15 protein-coding genes are annotated in these 18,206 nt (G+C 66.6%); 3 read left to right on the top strand and 12 right to left on the bottom strand.

Annotated features, from left to right (window positions below; all coding sequences use genetic code 11):
- Positions 1 to 11: 11 nt before the first annotated feature.
- Positions 12 to 1,838, bottom strand: a complete 1,827-nt coding sequence (gene ggt / locus ABFP37_RS20010) for a gamma-glutamyltransferase (RefSeq protein WP_078026876.1) — start codon at positions 1,836 to 1,838, stop codon at positions 12 to 14.
- Positions 1,839 to 2,028: 190 nt separating this feature from the next.
- Here ggt and ABFP37_RS20005 point away from each other — a divergent pair, with 190 nt between their 5' ends.
- Positions 2,029 to 2,820: an IclR family transcriptional regulator gene (locus tag ABFP37_RS20005; RefSeq protein ID WP_078026875.1), complete on the top strand. Its 792-nt coding sequence runs from the start codon at positions 2,029 to 2,031 to the stop codon at positions 2,818 to 2,820.
- 24 nt (positions 2,821 to 2,844) lie between these two features.
- Here the strand turns inward: ABFP37_RS20005 and ABFP37_RS20000 are convergent, their stop codons facing one another.
- The 11 genes from ABFP37_RS20000 to ABFP37_RS19950 form a co-directional block, all read right to left on the bottom strand.
- A complete protein-coding gene (locus tag ABFP37_RS20000; protein WP_347034691.1) occupies positions 2,845 to 3,627 on the bottom strand; it encodes a glycerate kinase in 783 nt (260 codons plus the stop codon).
- Positions 3,624 to 4,613, bottom strand: a complete 990-nt coding sequence (locus ABFP37_RS19995; protein ID WP_347034690.1) for a D-glycerate dehydrogenase — start codon at positions 4,611 to 4,613, stop codon at positions 3,624 to 3,626. The genes ABFP37_RS20000 and ABFP37_RS19995 overlap by 4 nt, the downstream gene beginning before the upstream one ends.
- Positions 4,614 to 4,615: 2 nt before the next feature.
- Positions 4,616 to 5,605 (bottom strand): hydroxymethylglutaryl-CoA lyase, encoded by a 990-nt coding sequence (locus ABFP37_RS19990; protein ID WP_078026872.1) that lies wholly within the window; start codon positions 5,603 to 5,605, stop codon positions 4,616 to 4,618.
- On the bottom strand, positions 5,602 to 6,852 hold the full coding sequence (locus ABFP37_RS19985; protein WP_078026871.1) for a CaiB/BaiF CoA-transferase family protein: 1,251 nt from the start codon (positions 6,850 to 6,852) through the stop codon (positions 5,602 to 5,604). Before ABFP37_RS19985 ends, ABFP37_RS19990 begins: the two co-directional genes overlap by 4 nt.
- A 53-nt stretch (positions 6,853 to 6,905) precedes the next feature.
- Positions 6,906 to 8,354 (bottom strand): SLC13 family permease, encoded by a 1,449-nt coding sequence (locus ABFP37_RS19980; RefSeq protein WP_347034689.1) that lies wholly within the window; start codon positions 8,352 to 8,354, stop codon positions 6,906 to 6,908.
- 279 nt (positions 8,355 to 8,633) lie between these two features.
- On the bottom strand, positions 8,634 to 10,010 hold the full coding sequence (locus ABFP37_RS19975) for a mannitol dehydrogenase family protein (protein WP_347034688.1): 1,377 nt from the start codon (positions 10,008 to 10,010) through the stop codon (positions 8,634 to 8,636).
- Between the two features lie 4 nt (positions 10,011 to 10,014).
- Positions 10,015 to 11,019 carry a carbohydrate kinase gene (locus ABFP37_RS19970; RefSeq protein ID WP_078026868.1) on the bottom strand — a complete coding sequence of 335 codons (1,005 nt, stop codon included), beginning with the start codon at positions 11,017 to 11,019 and terminating at the stop codon, positions 10,015 to 10,017.
- A 43-nt stretch (positions 11,020 to 11,062) separates the two neighbouring features.
- On the bottom strand, positions 11,063 to 12,124 hold the full coding sequence (locus ABFP37_RS19965; RefSeq protein WP_078026867.1) for an NAD(P)-dependent alcohol dehydrogenase: 1,062 nt from the start codon (positions 12,122 to 12,124) through the stop codon (positions 11,063 to 11,065).
- Positions 12,125 to 12,162: 38 nt separating this feature from the next.
- Positions 12,163 to 13,098 carry a carbohydrate ABC transporter permease gene (locus ABFP37_RS19960; RefSeq protein WP_078026866.1) on the bottom strand — a complete coding sequence of 312 codons (936 nt, stop codon included), beginning with the start codon at positions 13,096 to 13,098 and terminating at the stop codon, positions 12,163 to 12,165.
- A complete protein-coding gene (locus ABFP37_RS19955; RefSeq protein WP_347034687.1) occupies positions 13,095 to 14,063 on the bottom strand; it encodes a sugar ABC transporter permease in 969 nt (322 codons plus the stop codon). Before ABFP37_RS19955 ends, ABFP37_RS19960 begins: the two co-directional genes overlap by 4 nt.
- Positions 14,064 to 14,127: 64 nt before the next feature.
- The gene (locus ABFP37_RS19950) at positions 14,128 to 15,477 is read right to left on the bottom strand and encodes a sugar ABC transporter substrate-binding protein (protein WP_078026864.1); all 1,350 of its coding nucleotides are present in this window, start codon (positions 15,475 to 15,477) and stop codon (positions 14,128 to 14,130) included.
- A gap of 273 nt (positions 15,478 to 15,750) precedes the next feature.
- Here ABFP37_RS19950 and ABFP37_RS19945 point away from each other — a divergent pair, with 273 nt between their 5' ends.
- Together ABFP37_RS19945 and ABFP37_RS19940 are read left to right on the top strand one after the other, a co-directional pair.
- A complete protein-coding gene (locus ABFP37_RS19945) occupies positions 15,751 to 16,674 on the top strand; it encodes an AraC family transcriptional regulator (RefSeq protein WP_347034686.1) in 924 nt (307 codons plus the stop codon).
- A 144-nt stretch (positions 16,675 to 16,818) separates the two neighbouring features.
- Positions 16,819 to 18,069 carry an Nramp family divalent metal transporter gene (locus tag ABFP37_RS19940; protein ID WP_347034685.1) on the top strand — a complete coding sequence of 417 codons (1,251 nt, stop codon included), beginning with the start codon at positions 16,819 to 16,821 and terminating at the stop codon, positions 18,067 to 18,069.
- Positions 18,070 to 18,206: the final 137 nt, after the last annotated feature.

Raw genomic sequence — 18,206 nt, 5'->3', positions numbered from 1 at the left:
GGCCGGGCAGCTCACCGCGACGCTTTGACCACCATGGCCGAGCCTCCCCCTCGCCGGACCGGCTCGGCCGCGGCGACCATCCGCCCGTTGGGGCCGAACTCGATGGCGGTGGCCGCGCCGATTTCCGCCGCCGATGTGAACGCGTCACCCGACGGAGTGAACCGGTGGCCGTACGGCGTGAGCTGGCTTTCATGCGCCTTGATGAAGGCAGGCTCGGCTGTGACCTTGGCTGCGTTCCGCTGGGCCGCGCGCGGTGCCGCAATCGCCTCGGAGATGCTCATGCCCAGGTCCACGCGGTTGAGGATGGTCTGCAGGACGGTGGTGATGATCGTCGATCCGCCGGGCGAGCCCAGCGCGAGGAACGGCTTGCCGTCCTCGAGGATGATGGTCGGCGACATCGAGGAGCGCGGACGCTTCCCCGGCTGGATCCGGTTCGGGTCGGCCGGGTCATACACCGTGGAAAAGTCGGTCAGCTCGTTGTTGAGCAGGAATCCGCGGTCCGGCACCACGATGCCGGACCCGCCGGTCTGCTCGATGGTGAGCGTGTACTCCACCACGTTGCCCCACTTGTCGGCAACGGTCATGTTGGTGGTGGAGATGTTCTCGGTGTCCCGCTCGGCGGCGGGGGCCGCGGCGGCTGCCGGGCACGCGCCGTCGTACTTGGCCACGTCACCCGGCGGCACGGGCTTCACGGCCGCGTGCTTCGGATCAAGTGCGCACGAGCGCTCCTTCCCGAACAGCGGGTCTGTCAGGGCGTCCGTGGGAACGTGTACAAACGCGGGGTCGCCCACGTACTTGCCGCGGTCCGCGAACGCGAGGGCGCTGGCCTCAAGGTAGTGGTGGAGGGCGTCGGGCGCGGACATCTCCGAAAGGTTGAACGTGTTCAGGATGTTCAGCGCCTCGCCGACTGTGGTGCCCCCGCTGCTCGACGGCGCCATGCCGTAGACGTCCAGGTCGCGGTATTCCACGTGCGTGGGACCCTGGTCAAGGGCGCTGTAAGCGGCGAGGTCCGCCGTCGTCAGGTGGCCCGCCGGGACGGGCAGCTTGGTGGTTTTGGTCTTCGGCGGAGCCTGGACGGTGGCCGCGATCTCTGCGGCGAGCGCTCCGCGGTAGAAGCCGCGCGTTCCCTTCTGCGCGAGGAGCCGGTACGTTTCGGCGAGGTCGGGGTTCTTGAAGACACTTCCGACGGCGGGCGCGTCGCCGCCGGGGAGGAACAGCTTGCTGGTCGAGGGGAACGCGGCGAAACGGACCTTGTTGTCGAGGGTCTGCTGGCGGAAGGTCTGGTCTACCTCGAAGCCGCGGGTTGCGACTTTGATGGCGGGCTTCAGGGCGTCGTCAAGGTCCAGCGTGCCCCATCGGTCCAGGGCCCGCTCCCAGGTGGCCGGCGTGCCGGGCACGCCAACGGAGACGCCGCTCGTGACGAGCTCAGGCGTGAAATTGTAGGGCTTGCCGGTCTTGGGGTCGATGAACGCGTTACGGGGCATTGCCGCCGGTGCCGTCTCGCGGCCGTCGATGGTGCCCACCCGGCCGGTCTTGGCGTTGTAGAACAGGAAGTAGCCGCCCCCGCCGATCCCGGCGCTGTAGGGCTCGGTTACGCCGAGGGTCGCGGCGGCGGCGACGGCCGCGTCCGCCGCGTTGCCGCCCTTGCGGAGGATCTCAATCGCCGCGGCGGAGGCCTCCGGGTCAACGGTGCTGACCGCACCGCCATACCCGGTGGCGGTGGCGGTTTTTTCCGTCGCCCGCGGATCGGCGAACGCAGGGCTGGCGACGGCGCCGCCGGTCACGCTCAATGCCAGGGCCGCCGTGACGGCCGCTAATTGACGTCTCAGATGTGCCATGGTCGCTCCCCCTCGGTGCGATGCAAGTGACGGTACTGCCACGCTACCCCGCCGGCGCGGGACACTCAACGCCTCCACGGTCAGCACCGGCGGCCCTCGTCGGCCGCGCCCGGCGGCGTCTCCAACCTGTCCGGCCCCCGTGCGGGGAGGCGAGTGGATTAGGCCGCCGCCAGCGTCTAGCGTGAGTTCTATGTCGGCGTCCGATGCTCTTGCGAAGTCCAGCACCAACCCCTTGCTTGTTCTCGGAAAAATAACCTCCATCCTGGATGCTTTCTCCCTCTCCAAGCCTGTCCTCTCGCTGAGCGACATCCGCGAGCACACGGGAATGCCGACGTCCACGGTCCAGCGGCTTGTCACGAACCTGACCTCCCAGGGATTCCTGGACCGCGAGGAGGATGCGTACCGCATCGGCATGAGGATGGCGTACTGGGCGGCTCCGGCAACGCGCGGAATGGAAGTCATCGACATCCTGAGCCCGCTCCTCAAGACGCTGCGGGACACCACGGGCGAGACTGCGTGTTTCTTCAAAGCTGAGCAGCACTACCGCGTCTGCGTGGCCATGGCCGACACCCGCCATGCGCTGCGCCGCGAGATGCATCTGGGCAAGGTCCTTCCGCTCCACGCCGGCTCGGCCGGGCGGGTACTCTTGGCCTGGGATCCGGACCTGATGGACGCCGTCCTGCTGGATCCGTTGGAGCCCATCACGGAATCCACCATCACCAGCTCCGGGGATCTGGAAGCCGCAGTCAAGAAGACGCGGGTGGACGGGTTTGCGATCACCGTGGGTGAGCGCGAAGACGGAGCGTCGGGCCTTTCGGCTCCCGTGTTCGACTCGGCGGCCGGACTGGTGGGGGCGGTGACCATCAGCGGACCCACCCTGAGGATGCCGCTGGAGACCTGTGAAGCCTGGGTGGAGCCGCTGCTAGCCACGGCGGAGCACATGACCAGGTTGATTGGCGGCCGGTTTCCCGGCGAGTCGTAATACCCGCCAGGAAACACGGGCCGGCTAGCAGCGCTTGGAGTAGCCGGCCACGGACTTTCCGGCGGCCTGCATCTCGGCCGCGTCGATGGCGATGAGGATCTCCGTGAAATTTTCCGCGTAGGTACCGAGGTCCGCCGCGAAGTGCGCCCACAACCCGCCGGAGAGGCCGCCGGCCGCGCCGGTGCGCGGCACGCCTGCCGGGTTCCGCGGATACGAACCGGTAAGGTGCGTGAGCCGTTCTTCCAGCAGCCTGATGCCGGCCGGGTCGGCCCCTTTCTGGGGTCCGAAGACGCGCGGAGCGTCCAGGAACGTCGTGGTCACATCGGAGAGGACAGTGATCCGGGCACCCCGGAGTCCGCCGTGGTCCTGGATGGCGCGGACCGCGCCTGCTCCGCCGTCGGTGGTGGCTGAACCGCCGGCTGCCACCAGGATGTGCGTGGCGCCGTGGTCCACGGCGGCCGCGATCAGCATGCCGGTTCCGTATGTGCCGGCGGTTAACGCATCCTGCGGGCTGTTCCGTGCGGATGTGAGGCCGCTGGCCTGGGCAACCTCGACGACGGCGGTCCCGGCCGCGGCGAGTCCGATGATCGCGGACAGCGGCTCGCCCCAGGAATTCAGCACGTCCACCGGCATTGCCGACGCCCGCAGGCTGCGGCAGAGCACATCGAACGTCCCCTCGCCCCCGTCGGCAACGGGCAGCCGCACGGCCGTGCCGCCCCCGTCTTCGATGCCGGCGCCGATTGCCGCGGCGACGTCCGCCGCCGAGTATGTCCCCTTGAAGCTGTCCGGGGCAACAAGGACGGTCATGCCGTGGCGAGGTGGTTGACGGCGTGCGGCGGGGTGCGGCCCTCCGCGATGGCGACGGCGTTCAGGGCGCTGAGCCGGGCCATTTCGCTGCGTACGGGCACGGTGGCGCTGCCCACGTGCGGCAGCAGGACGGTGTTGGGCAGCTCGGCCAGACCGGGTGCGAGCTTCGGTTCGTCCTCGAAGACGTCCAGTCCGGCACCGGCGATGACGCCGTTGCGGAGAGCGTCCACCAGGGCTGCCTCGTCCACCACCGGGCCGCGCGCGGTGTTGATCAGGATGGCATCGGATTTCATCCGCTCCAGCACGCCGGCATCCACGAGGTGCCGGGTCTGGTCGTTGAGCGGCACGTGCAGGGACAGGAAGTCACTGCGCTCCACCAGTTCGTCCCAGGGGACCTGCTGGACCTTGCCGGCGAACTCGCCGAGTTCGTCGTCGCTGACGGGGCGGTCGCCCGGGGGACGCGGCGCGAAGAGCACCGCCATGCCGAAGCCCAGTGCGCGCCGGGCGGTGGCACGGGCGATCCTGCCGAAGCCGGCCAGGCCCAGCACCGCGCCGGAGACGTCCCGGCCCAGCAGGAGCTCCGGTTCCCAGCCGAGGAACTTGCCATCGCGGACCAGCCGGTCCGCCTCGACCACGCGCCGGGCCGTGCCGAGGATGAGCAGCATGGCGATGTCCGCCGTCGCGTCGGTCAGGACCCCGGGGGTGTTGCCCACCAGGATGCCGTGCCGGGTGGCGGCGCCGACGTCGATGTTGTTGTATCCCACGGCGAAGTTGGACACGCCCCGCAGGCGGGCGCCGGCCAGGAGCGGCTCGTCGATGACATCGCGCAGCTGGGTGAGGACGACGTCGAAATCACCCGAGGCGCACAGCGCCGCCAGCGTCTCGTAATCCGGCGGTTCGGGCAGCACGGTGACCCGGCCGGCGTCGGACAGCAGCTGAAGTCCGGGCTCCGGAATGGCGGTGGTGACCAGGAATCTGTTGCCCACGCTCAGTTGCCTCCCTTGGTGCTGGGAGCGGGAGTGGTGCTGTCCGACGGGATCACCCAGCCGAAGGCTGCCGCGTTGGACCGGGCGCCTTGGGCAGCTTTGGAGCGGTTGGGCTCGCCGAGCTCGGCAAGCAGCTTCTCGGACAGGACCACCAGCTCCGCGAAGGTCTCCGTGGTCAGCCATTCGGGCCGGGTGGCAAACAGGATGTCCTCGCTGGAGGTGTTGCCGCTGGCACCGGGAGCAAAGGGGCAGCCGCCCAGACCGCCGAGGGCGCCGTCCACCATGGCGGCGCCGGCCTGGATGGCGGCGAGGGTGTTGGCCACGCCCAGGCCCCAGGTGTCGTGGCCGTGGTAGACGATCCTGCGGAGCGGGGATTCTTCCCGGACCCGGGTAACCAGCCCCGAGACCTGAGCCGGGACGGCCTGCCCCAGGGTGTCACACAGGACGATGTCCGTGGTGCCCTCGGCGCGGGGATCGTTGGCGATGGACAGCACACGCTCCTCCGGCACCGTTCCTTCGAAGGGGCAGGTGAAGGACGTGGCGATGCAGAGCTGGATCTGACCGCCGACGGCCTGGGCGTATTTGACCGCTTCAGGCAGAGCGGCGAGGCTTTCCTCGGTGGTGCGGCCAATGTTGGCTTTGTTGTGTGAGTCCGACGCCGACAGGCAGTACTGGAAGTTCCGCGCTCCGGCGGCCGAGGCCTTGGCCACGTGGCCGGGTGTTGCTACCCAGATCCAGCACTTTTCCAGTTCCTCGGGCGTGAGGGCCTGCACGACTTCCAGGGTGTTGGCCATGGTGGGGACGAGGTCCGGGCGGGCCATGGAGCCCAGTTCGATGGCGGGCACACCCAGGCGCAGCAGTTCCCGGACCGTTTCGAGTTTCTGCTCGGTGGGGAGAAGTTTCCCGGTGAGCTGGAGCCCGTCGCGCAGGGTCACGTCCCGGAGGATCGTGGCGCCCAATGTTGCGGCGAGGGTGTCTTGGGGGCGGTTCATGGCTGGAGTGCCTCCTCGCGGCCGGAGGCCGCACTGATCTCCGCGGGGCCCATGTTGAGGAGCCCGCCGAGGATTTCTTCGGTGTTTGCACCCAGGTCAGGGCCGAGGTTCCGGATGGCGAGTGATTGGTCTCCGATGACGGGGACAATGCCGGGGAATCCCACGCCGGGCAGGACTTCGTCCCCCGTGGAAACGTCGAACTTTTGGATCATGTTACGGGCTGCGTACTGGCCGTCGGTGCTGATGTCGGCCGCAGTGTAGATGGGTCCGGCGGGTACCCCGGCGGTGTCGAGTGCCGCGAGTGCGTCGGCGGCGTCCAGCCCGCCTGCCCACGTGCCGATGGCCTGATCGAGCTCTTCGCGCCGCGCCCAGCGGCCCGCGTTCGTCTGCAGCGACGGGTCCTCGGCCAGGTCCGGGCGTCCGATGGTGTGCATGTACCGCTGGTAGATCGAGTCTCCGTTGCCGGCCACGACGATGCTTGCGCCGTCCCGGCAGATGTAGGCGTTGGAGGGAGCGATGCCTTCCATCCGGCCGCCCACGCGCTGCCGGTCCACGCCATAAGCCTGGTAGTCCGGAATGAGGGATTCCATCATGGAGAACATCGCCTCGTGGAGCGCGACGTCGATGACGCGTTCGGTGAGCGGCACGGCGCCCGCCGCGTCCCGGCGTCGCGCTTCCCTTTGGTAGAGGCTCATCATGGAGCCGAAGGCGGCGTAAAGTCCGGCGATCGAGTCTCCGATGGAGACACCCACGCGGACCGGCGGGCGGTCCGGGTCGCCCACCAGGTTTCGGAACCCTCCATAGGCTTCGGCGACGGCGGCAAAACCGGGCCGCGCGGACAGCGGGCCGGTCTGCCCGAAGGCCGAGATGCGGGTGATGATGAGGTCCGGATTGGCTTCGTTGAGAACGTCGGGGCCGAGGCCCCACTTTTCCAGCGTGCCGGGCCGGAAGTTTTCCAGCAGGATGTCCGACTTTGCCACGAGTGCGAGCACCGCGTCCTTGCCGGCCGCGGTCCTGAGGTCCAGCACCACGGACTTCTTGTTGCGGTTGATCGTCCGGTACAGCATGGAGGTGTCGCCCTTGTGCAGGCGCCAGTTGCGCAGTTCATCACCGGTTCCGGGCCGTTCCACCTTGATCACTTCGGCACCGAAGTCGGCAAGCAGCCGGCCGGCCGTGGGCGCGGCAATATAGTTGCCCAGTTCAAGGACGCGTACTCCCTCCAGGGGCGCAATGCGTGTCTGTGTCATGTCCTTCTTCTTCTTTCGTGGGCGTGGGCCTGGTCTTGATGCTCGCGGTCCGGTCAGAACAGCAGGCTCATGGGCAGGATCAGCAGGATCGCGACGACGGATGCCACCGATACCCCGACAGTCACCGATTTCAGCGCTCCCCTCACACTCTGCCCCAGCAGCGACTGCAGGAGCCAGAAGGTATTGCTGGTGACGTGGACCATGAACAGGGATCCGGCGCCGGCGGAAAGGGCCAGGAGCACGGGATCCAGCCCGATGGCCGGAGCAATCGGAGCGAGCAGCCCGGCCGCGGTGATGGCGGACAGGGTGACGGAGCCGACGGCGATGTGCAGCACGGCCGCGATGGCCCAGACCACCAGGAGCGGGGCAACGGTGCTCGCGGAGAAGAATCCGCCCAGGATGTTGCCGAGGCCCGCTGCGGCGACGGTTGCGGCGAGGGACCCGCCCACGCCGGTGAGGATCAGGATCTGTCCGCTTTCCTTGAAGCCCACGGTGATGGCCTGCTCGACGCGTTTCTGGCCGATGGCGGAGCGGGCGACGAGGCAGGTGCCGATCAGGCCGATCAGCAGGGCGATGACGGGCTCGCCGAGGAGCTGCAGCCAGGGCATGTCAATCTTCAGGATCTGCAGGATGGCGCCGGCTCCGATGAGGAGCAGCGAGGTCAGGAGCGGGGCGAAAAGCAGAATCAGCGGCGCCTGCTTCCGTTCGTGTTCGGCCACGGCAACAGCGGCACCGGCCGGCCGGGCGGCAGAACCGTCGGAGCCGGGGTTTCCGCCAGGTGCCGCCGAAGCGGAAGGCAGCGTCCCGCCGTCGTACTCTTCCTCCTCGCCCTCACGATCCTCCTCCTCGACGAAGGTGTGGTCCTCGTCCTTCGCTTCGTTCCAGAAGCCGCGGCGGAAGAGGAACGTCATGATGGCGATGGAGATGATGATGGTGGGGGTGACCAGGAGCAGGCCGAACAGCAGCATTTTTCCAAGCGGCACATTGAGGAGCCCCGCCAGGGCGAGGGAAGCGACGCCGGGGACCGTGAAGACGATGCCGCATTCGAGGGCGATGGCCATGGCGGTTGCCATGCGGGCCGTGCCAAGTTTGCCGATCTTCGGTGCCAGCTTGCGGGCCAACGGGGCCGAGATGACCAGCAGCACGTCCAGGAAAATGGATTGGAGGACCGTTCCGAGGGCCAGGCCCATGGTGTAGGGCAGGCGCTTGGGGCCGAAGGTACTGAGCAGATGCTCCACCAGGCGCCGGATTGCGCCGCTCTGATTGAGGATGGACCCCATCAGCACACCGAAGGCGATGAGCAGGCCCACGTCCACCATGATCTCGCCGAAACCGGACGTGATGGTCTTGACTGTTTTTTCCACGCCGAGTCCGGCGGCGAGGCCCAGGTAGACCGAACCGATGACGAGGGCGATGACGGGATTGACTCTGAAACGGACGATCAGGACGACGGCGGCTATGACCGCCACGGCCGTATTGATCAGGACAGCTATGTCTGACATGAGGGGAATCCGATCGTTGGGCCTTCCACATTGAAGGCTTGGGAACAGATGTGCACCGTGAGGAAGGCCACATCGCTAAACCCATATTATGGGATTCAACTCATAATGCAAGACATTCGACGATACGACTTTTGACTGTGACGTTCTCCCGCCTGCCGTCCGGGGCGGCTCTGGATTCCTAGGAACGGGACCTCAAGGATTCCAGTGCAGCCCGCGCTCCCCTTGCATGAAGGTCCTTCAAGGCCAAGGCGTAGGCGGCGACGAAGCGTTCGTTGTCCATCAGGTCGCCGAAGACCTCCCGGTTGGCGATGAACGCCAGTGCTCCTCGCGCTGCCGCGCGGCGGCTTCCATCAGTGGTTCCTTGAGCCGGTCGACGACGTCGATCGGGCTTCCCTGTTCGTCGGTGCCTTCGTCATAGCGGGCCCAGCTGGCGACGATCGCCGCGGAGCGGTGAATCGGGCCGCCCTGGTCGAGGTTGATGCGGATGACCGGGAGTAGCCATTTGGGGATCCGGTCGGAGCTTTCGGCGCACAGCCGCGCCAGGGTGTCCTGCACGTATTCGTTGGAGAACCGCTCGATCAGGGTCCGTTTGTAGGATTCGAGGTCAATACCGGGGACGGGCTGAAGCGTTGGGGTGGCCTCGTTGTCCATGTAGTCGAGCAGGAACTGCGCGAACAGTGCGTCCTGTGCGACCTCGTGGGCGTAGCGGTAGCCGGCGAGGTAGCCGAAGTAGCACATGCCCTGGTGGCTGGCGTTGAGCAGCCGCAGCTTCATCAGCTCGTAAGGTTCGACGTCCTTCACGAGCTGGACGCGGGCATCTTCGAACGGAGGCCGGCCGAGGCTGAAATGGTCTTCAAGCACCCACTGCTCGAACGGCTCGCACACCACCGGCCAGCCGTCGTCGAACCCAAATTCACCGGCGATGGCGGCGCGGTCGGCGTCCGTGGTGACCGGGGTGATCCGGTCCACCATGCTGTTGGGGAAAGGGACGTTTGCTGCCACCCAGGCGCCCAGCTCAGGGTCCTTGAGGTTCGCGAACGCGGTGAACATGGTGCGGGCGACGTCTCCGTTGCCCTGGATGTTGTCGCAGGACATCACGGTGAAGGGCGCAAGCCCGCGTTGCCGCCGCCGGGCGAGTGCTTCCGTGACGAGACCGAAGGTCGTCCGCGGCGCGGCGCCGGGCTGGAGGTCATGCAGCATGTCGGGGTTGTCGGCCTTGAAGTCGCCGGTGACGTGGTGGAAGTTGTAGCCGCCCTCAGTGACGGTGAGGGAGACGATCCGGATTTCCGCCGATGCCATCTTTTCGATGACGGCTTCGGGGTCGTCGGGGGCGAAGAGGTATTCTACGATCGAGCCGATGACCCGCCCTTCCCGGGTTCCATCGGGGTTTTTCACCACGAGGGTGTACAGGCAGTCCTGGTTGTCCATCACCTGCTTCATGCGGGCATCGGAGGGCAGGACGCCGACGCCGCAGATGGCCCAGTCGAGGGCGCGGCCGGTGTTCATCAGCCTGTCGAGGTACATGGCCTGATGCGCGCGATGGAATCCGCCCACGCCGAAGTGGACGATGCCGGCGGTCAGGGCGGAACGGTCGTATCGGGGCGTGGCCAGGGAGGCCGGGACGGCGGTAACGGTGGTGCTGTTGAGGGTTGGCATGGCGTCAGTGCTCCCGGGCAGCCTGTGACGGGACGTGCAGCGGGCCGAGTTCCGCCGCGTGGGGCGGATTGGCGCCCGGGCGCGAGCAGGTGATCCCCGCGGCACGGTTGGCGTAGGCAGCGAGGGCGTGGAGTTCATCCGAGGCCAGGGCTTGCAGCCGTGGTTTTCCTTCCGCCCCGAGCGCTCCCAGCTGAGCCAGGCCGGAGATGAGGGCGGCCATGAAGGAGTCGCCGGCGCCCACGGTATCTGCCACGGTGACTGGTTCGGCGGTCATTTCCGCCCGGCTGTGGCGGGTGAGGATGACGGGCCCGTCCGCTCCCCGCGTCAGGGCCACGATGGCCGGGCCCATTTCCAGCCAGGCTTGCAGAGTTTCCTCCGGGGTGCGGTGCGGGTAGAGCCAGGCCAGGTCTTCATCGCTGGCTTTGACAAGGTCGCTGGCTGCCACGAAGAGTTCGGACTGTGTGCGTGCCGCGGCCACATCGGGGCTGATCCCCGGCCGGCAGTTGGGGTCGTAACTGACGGTCGCGTGCTCCCGGGCGGCCTCGACGAGGACAAGGGTGGCCTGATCGCCTGGCGGGAACACGGCGGCGATCGATCCCGTGTGGACGTGGGTGGAAGCCTCGACGGCGGCGAGGGCAGGCAGCGATGCCCCGTTGATGTCCCAGGTGATGTCGAAGGCGTAGGTGGCCGCCCCCTCCGGACTGAGCATGGCGGTTGCCGTTGACGTGGGCGCGCTGCCGCCCCTGACCACGGTGACGCGGTTGGAAAGCAGGTGCTCTTCGACCATGAGCCCGTGCCGGTCGTCGTCGTAGTGAGTCACCAGGGTCGTCGGCAGGTCCAGGCGTGCCGCCCCCACGGCCACGTTGAGGGGGCTCCCGCCGGGATGTTCCTCGGTGCGCGCCATCTGGCGCGGATCGCTGATGACGTCGACGAGGGACTCGCCGATGACGGTGACACTGGCGTCCCCCAAAGCGGAAAAGGAGGCTGTTGTGGTTTCGTTTTCGCGCATGGCTGCTTCCTTGCAGTGTTCTTCGTGGGTCAGGACGAGGAGCCTAGCGGCCCGGGTAGACGACGGCCTTGAGCTGCCCGGGCTGTTTGCCGGCGTTGAGCGCCGCCTCTGATTCGGCCAACGTGAACTTGCCGGTGACCAGGATGTCCAGGTCCACTTTTCCGTCGGCGATCAGCTGGATGGCCAGCGGCCAGGTGTTGGTGTAACGGAAGACGCCGGAGAGCCAGATCTCCCGGTTCTGGATGTAGGAGACGGGGAGTTCGACGTCGTCCGCCCCGAGCCCTACCAGGATGACCCTGCCGGCGGGGCCGACGGCCTTGATGCCGGAGCGGACAGCCTGCGGCGCGCCGGAAGCGTCGATGAACGCATCGACGTCGAGCCCTTCGACGCTGTCCGTCCTGGCATTGAGCGCGTGGGTTGCACCGTGCTCGAGCGCGAAGGCCAGCCTGTCTTCGGCGATGTCCGTGACGTAGATTTCCGTTGCACCGAAGGCCCTGGCGGCCTGGGCCGCGATGATCCCGATGGGGCCGGCTCCAGCGATCAGGACGCGGCTGCCGGGCTTGATTTCGGCGCGTTCGCAGGCCCAGAGTCCGACGGAGAGCGGTTCGATCAGGGCTGCTGCCTCGTCGCTGACGCTGTCCGGGATGTCGTAGGCGAAGTCGCTCTGGATGGTCACGTATTCGGCGAAGGCCCCGTCGATCGGCGGGGTGGCATAGAACTCGATGTCCGGGCAGAGGTTGTACCGTCCGGCTTTGCACTGCTTGCACGTGCGGCAGGGACGCTGGGGTTCGACAGCGACCCGCTGGCCGATCCGGGCGGGGTCAACGGCGCTTCCGACGGCGGCGATGCGGCCGGAGAGTTCGTGGCCGAGGATCAGCGGATGGTCCACGACATAGTCGCCGATCCTGCCGTGTTCGTAGTAGTGGACGTCGCTGCCGCAGACGCCGACGGCGGCGACCTGCACCAGGACCTGGTCGGCCTCAAGCTGCGGGACGGACAGGGTTTCCATGGCCATGTCGCCCTGGCTCTTCAGGACGGAGGCACGCATCGTGGCCGGTACTTCCGGGCGCCCGAGGGCTGGAGACTGTGCGGTTGATGTTGTCATCGAAGTAATCCTCTAAGAATCGAAGTGGGGATGGCCGGTTACTTGACGGCGCCGAGGGAGAGGCCTTGGACGAGCTTGTCCTGGGCTGCGAAGCCGGCAAACAGCACCGGCAGGGAAATGACGACGGCGGCCGCGCAGACTTTCGCGAGGAACAGGCCCTGGCTGGAGACGAAGCCGGTCAGGAAGACCGGAGCGGTGCCGGCCACCACCCCGGTGAGGACCCGGGCCAGCAGCAGTTCGTTCCAGCTGAAGATGAAGCAGATCAACGCGGTGGCCGCGATGCCGGGCATCGCCACCGGGGCAATGACCTTGCGCAGGGTCAGCAGCAGGTTTGCGCCGTCGATCTGGGCTGCTTCGAGCATTTCCACCGGCACTTCGGCAAGGAAGGACCTCATCATCCAGACTGCGATGGGCAGGTTCATGGAGGTGTACATCAGGATCAGGAACCAGATGTTGTCCAGGGCGCCGGTGGTCTTCGCGAAAAGGTAGAGGGGCAGGATGGCGGCGACCACCGGCATCATCTTGGTGGAGAGGAAGAAGAACATGACGTCGGTCCACTTCTTCACCGGCCGGATCGAGAGGGCGTAAGCGGCCGGGATGGCCAATACCAGCACCAGCACGGTGGAGAGGATGGAGGCGGTGGCGGAGTTGATCAGCGGCGGCCACGGGCTGACGCCTGAGCTGGCGCCGAAGAACTCCTTGTAGGCGTCCAGGGTGAGGTTCGCCGCGAGGGAGGGCGGGTTGGTGGCTGCATCGTTTTCGGAGTGGAACGAGGTCAGGATCATCCACAGGACCGGGGCGGCGAACAGCAGGGCCAGCAGCCAGGCCGCGATGCCGGCGGCGGTGTTGTTCCGGGTGGGGTCCATCCGGGACTTGCCGCCGAACTTTCCGAATCTACTGCGCCGTGATCCGCTGTTGAGGGCGGTCGGGCCGGGGACGGAGTTCTGGGGTGCGGCAGGGGTGAGGGTGCTCATCGTGCTGCCTCCTTCTTGAAGAGCGAGAAAACGGTGCGGAGGGCGAAGGTCGCCACGACGATGGTGCCGATGACGACGACGACGCCGGCGGCTGATGCCAGGCCGTATTCGTTGGCGAAGTAGAACGTCTGGTAGATGGCGTAGGGCAGGTTGGCGGTGCCCAGCCCACCTGAGGTGAGGGTGAAGACGGCGTCGAAGTTCTGCACGATGTAGATGGCTCCGAGCAGTCCGCCCAGTTCCACGTACTGGCGCAGGTGCGGCAGTGTGAGGTGGCGGAAGATGTCCCACGGCGTTGCGCCGTCCATTTGGGCCGCTTCGACGGTGTCCATGGGCCGGGACTGCAGGCCCGCGAGCAGGATGAGCATCATGAACGGCGTCCACTGCCAGACGAGCGAGACAATGACCGCCATCAGCGGCGCCTGGGACAGCAGGTCCGGCTGCGGCGGGGTGTTGCTGCCGAAGAGGGACCAGATCCAGGTCAGGGTGCCGTTGATCAGGCCGTAAGTGGGGTTCAGGAGGGCGTGCTTCCAGATCAGTGCCGCGGCCACGGGGACCACGAGGAACGGCGCGATCAGTAGGGTCCGGGCCAGGCCACGGCCGATGAACTTCTTGTCCAGCAGCAGGGCCAGTCCGAGGCCGATGACCAGGCTGGCCAGGACGACGGAGACGGTGAGGATGATCGTAGTGAAGATGGCCTGGCGCAGGTCGGCGTTGGTGAGGACCTGGATGTAGTTCTCCAAGCCGGCGAAGCCGGTCTGGTCGGGGCGGAGGCTGTTCCAGTTCAGGAACGAAATGATCAGCGTCACCACGAACGGAAGCTGGGTGACGATGATGAGGAAGATCAGGGCCGGCAGCAACGGCGCACGCCGGGCCCAGGCCAGAGCACGTTCACGGGCCCTGGCGTTCTTGGAAGGTTTGGTTGCGCTGGTCCCGGGGCGGGAGATGCGCGCTGTTGCGGTAGTCATGTTTGGTCTCCTGCGGTTCCGTGGCCCGCCCCGGGCGGGCCACGGAACCGGTTGGTGTGGGTTGTTACTTCTTGTACTTGTCGCCGATTTTTTGTGCGGCGTCTTGGCCCTTGGCCAAGGCGTCGGCTACAGAGCCCTGCCCTGCGATGGCGGAGCTGACACCTTGGGAGACCGTGGTGCCAAGGTCGGCGAACTCGGGGATGCCGACGAACTGGATGCCCACCACCGGGCGTTCCTGGACGCCGGGGTTCTTGGGATCGGCGTTTTCAATGGCGGAGCGTTCGGCCTTGAAGAACGGCGCGGCCTTCTGGAACTCGGCGTTCTCGTAGGTGGAGATGCGCTTGCCGGACGGAACCTTGGCCCAGCCGAGCTTGGAGGCGACCAGTTCCTCGTACTTCTTCGAGCTGGCCCAGGCAATGAACTTCCCGGCAGCGTCCTGCTTCTTCGATGCTGCCTGCACGCCCCAGGACCAGGTCCACAGCCAGCCGGAAGAATCGGTCTTCTTCACCGGAGCCTGGGCGTAGCCGATCTTTCCCTTGACTGGGGAGCTTGCGGCCTCCAGGGCGCCGGCGGCCGAGGTGGCGTCGTACCACATGGCGACCTTGCTCTGGCTCATGTTGTTCAGGCATTCGGTGAACCCCGCCTGGGCCGCGCCGGCTTCACCGTGCTCCCGCACCAGCTTGGTGTAGAACTCGGTCGCCTCGGTGAATTCTGGGGCATTGACCTTCGCGTTCCAGTCCTTGTCGAACCAGGTGCCGCCGAAGGTGTTGACCACGGTGGTGAGCGGCGCAAAGACCTGGCCCCAGCCGGGCTGGCCGCGCAGGCAGATGCCCTTCATGCCCGGAGCCGCGCCATCGGCCTTGGCAGCAAGATCGGCCACCTGGTCCCAGGTGGGCTTCTCCGGCATGGTCAGGCCCTTGGCATCGAAGATGTCCTTGCGGTACATGAGGAAGGAGGACTCTCCGTAGAACGGTTCGCCGTAGAGTTTGCCGTCCTTTCCGGTCAGCGACGCCGTGTAGGCCGGAAGAATGTCCGCCTGGTTGAACTCCGGGTCCTTGGCCACATTGTCCAGCGGCGCCAGCCAGTTGTTCGCGGAGTAAAAGGGAATCTCGTAGTTGGACAGGGACGCGACGTCGTACTGGCCGGCCTGGCTGGAGAACTCCTGGCTGATCTTGGCACGGACATCGTTCTCCGGCAGGACCGTGTAGTTCACCTTGATCCCGGTGTCCTTGGTGAAATTGTCCGCCGTGAGCCTCTGCAGGTCTTCCATCTGCGGGTTGTTCACCATCAGGACATTGATGCTGTTCTGGTCACCTGCCGCCGTGCCGCCGCCGGCACCGGAGCAGGCAGAGGCAGAAAGTGCGATACACAGGGCGCCGGCCGCCAGTGAGGCTGCACGTATTTTCGGGCGCATTAAGGACTCCTTCGTTCTTCATGGGGTGCGCAGCCACTGCACGTCGACTGCTGTGTCGAAGTACCGGACTGGAGCGGGGCTTTTGATCGGAATTTCCGAGTGCCGCGCTGATGTTCCTCAAGATTAGGCTTGTGCGCTGCCCCACAACTAGCGCCCTGCTTGCCAATTTCTGATACTAATTTTCCCGGCCCGCCGTCCGCCCAGGCGGTACTCTGGGAGAAATCACCATCGGTGATGTCCAGATTTCATGACCCGGGATGCAGGAGTACGGCTGTGGTTACATCAGATCCGCACGATGGCGCGTCGGCGAGGCTTGCCGAGCGGCTGCTGGGCATGCGCGCCAACAGGGAGGTAATCCCGGCGGATCCGAACCAGTCAGTCCGGTGGCATGAGCATGACTACCCCAGTCCGCTGGCGCGCTGGAACTACCATCCCGAATACGAGATCCACCTGATCCGGAAAGGCACCGGCAAATTCATCGTCGGAGACCACATAGGAACGTTCGAGGCCGGGCATGTGTCCATCGTGGGGTCGGGGCTTCCCCACGACTGGGTCAGCGACCTCGAGCCCGGCGAGGTCCTTGAGGGCCGCGATGCCGTTATCCAGTTCGACGGCAAGTGGGTCCTGCAGGCTGCCTCGATTGTTCCCGAATTGGCTCAGGTCAATCCACTCCTGGAGCAGTCCGCACGCGGGATCGAGTTCCTTGGCCGCTCCGCCGAGAACGCTGCCGCTTCCATCGAAGCCATGGGCACATCGACGGGACTGGAGCGGCTTCACCATCTCTTTAAGTTGTTCGCGATCCTCACCCGCGCACCGCAGGAGGAGCGGCGCTATCTGGCCGACGAATGGTTCAGGCCGCAGTTGGACGGGCAGGCGGCCGCCGTCGTGGACATCGTCCTTGAGTACGTGTTCACCAATCACGCCGGGACGGTCAAAATGTCCGAGGCGGCGGCCCTGGTGGGCATGCCCGAGCCGACGTTTTCGAAGTACTTCAAACGCGCCACCGGGCAAAACTTCAGCGACCTGGTGCGCAAACTCCGCCTGGCCCACGCGCGGCGCCTGCTGGAACGGACGGACAAGGCCATCTCGGACATTTGCTACGAAGTGGGCTTCTCCAACCTGTCCAACTTCAACAGGCACTTCCTTAACGACACCGGCGAAACCCCGCGGCACTACCGCCAACGCCTGCAGGGCTGACCTGCTCGGCCAGCTCGACGTTCCGCTCAGCACAGTGCCGAGCGGCGTCTAGGAGATGTTGCCCGTCCGAAACGCTACTTTTCGGTATCCCTAAATTCGCGTTATCCTCGTCCTATCAGCATGCCCCGATGACGAGGACCGATGATGGCCACAACGACACTTCAGGTACGCCCGGCAGCCACCCGGGTCTGGTCCCGGCTGCTGCTGCTCGGCCCGGCGTTTGTCGCCGCCATCGCCTACGTGGACCCCGGGAACGTCGCCGCCAACCTCACCGCCGGAGCCAGCTACGGCTACCTGCTGGTCTGGGTGCTGGCGGTGGCGAACGCCATGGCCGTGCTGGTGCAGTACCAGTCGGCGAAGCTGGGCCTCGCCACCGGCTTGAGCCTTCCGGAGATCATGGGAAAGCGCCTGGGGACCCGGCGCCGGCGGCTGTACTGGGCCCAGGCCGAGATCGTTGCCGGTGCCACGGACATGGCCGAAGTCATCGGCGGCGCCGTGGCCCTGAACCTGCTCTTCGGGCTCCCCCTGCTGGCGGGCGGGTTCATCATCGGGCTGGCCTCCATGCTGCTGCTGATCCTGCAGACAGCCCGGGGCCAGAGGTCGTTTGAGTACGCCATCCTGATCCTGCTCGGCGTCATCGCCGTCGGGTTCGTGTCCGGCTTGTTCGTCAACCCGCCCGATGCCGGAAGCGCTCTTGGCGGGCTGCTGCCCCGGTTCGAGGGGACCGACACGGTCCTGCTGGCCGCCAGCATGCTCGGCGCGACGGTGATGCCACATGCGATCTACCTGCACTCTGCCCTGGCGCGGGACCGACACGGCTTCTCCGAAGACCCGGCCGTGCGGACGCGGCTGATCCGGGCCACCCGCTTCGATGTCGTCGGAGCCCTGCTGCTGGCTGGCGTCGTCAACATTTCGATGCTGCTGCTGGCCGCGTCCAGCCTGCGCGGCATCGAGGGAACGGACACCATCGCCGGCGCCCACGCCGCCGTCACGTCGGCGCTCGGCCCGGCCATCGGCATCGTGTTCGCGATCGGGCTGCTGGCCTCGGGGCTGGCCTCCACATCGGTGGGCTGCTACGCGGGCGCCACCATCATGGGCGGTCTGCTGAAGATCCGCGTGCCGCTGCTCACCCGGCGCGTCGTCACCTTGATCCCTGCGCTCATCATCCTGGGCGCCGGCATCGAACCGACGCTCGCCCTGGTCCTGAGCCAGGTCCTGCTCAGCTTCGGCATCCCCTTCGCCCTGATCCCGCTGATCCGGCTCACCGGAAAGCGCGAAGTCATGGGCATCCACACCGACTCCAAGCCGCTGAAGATCGCCGGCTGGACCAGCGCCACGCTCATCGTCGGACTGAACTGCGTGCTGATCACCCTGACCCTCACCGGCCAGGCCTGACCCCTTTCGGTGCAACCGCGCCGGCTGGCGCACGGCACTGCCACGGCCGACTTTTTCCGACTTTGTATTGCGCCGGGGCCCGCTGATCATCCACACTGGCTACAGATCCGCAGGAGATTCCCTCCGCCGATCCAGCC

The organism is Burkholderia sp. RS01 (genome assembly GCF_039748055.1).
Lineage (GTDB): Bacteria > Actinomycetota > Actinomycetes > Actinomycetales > Micrococcaceae > Arthrobacter.
This window is presented reverse-complemented; position numbering and strand designations above follow the sequence as displayed.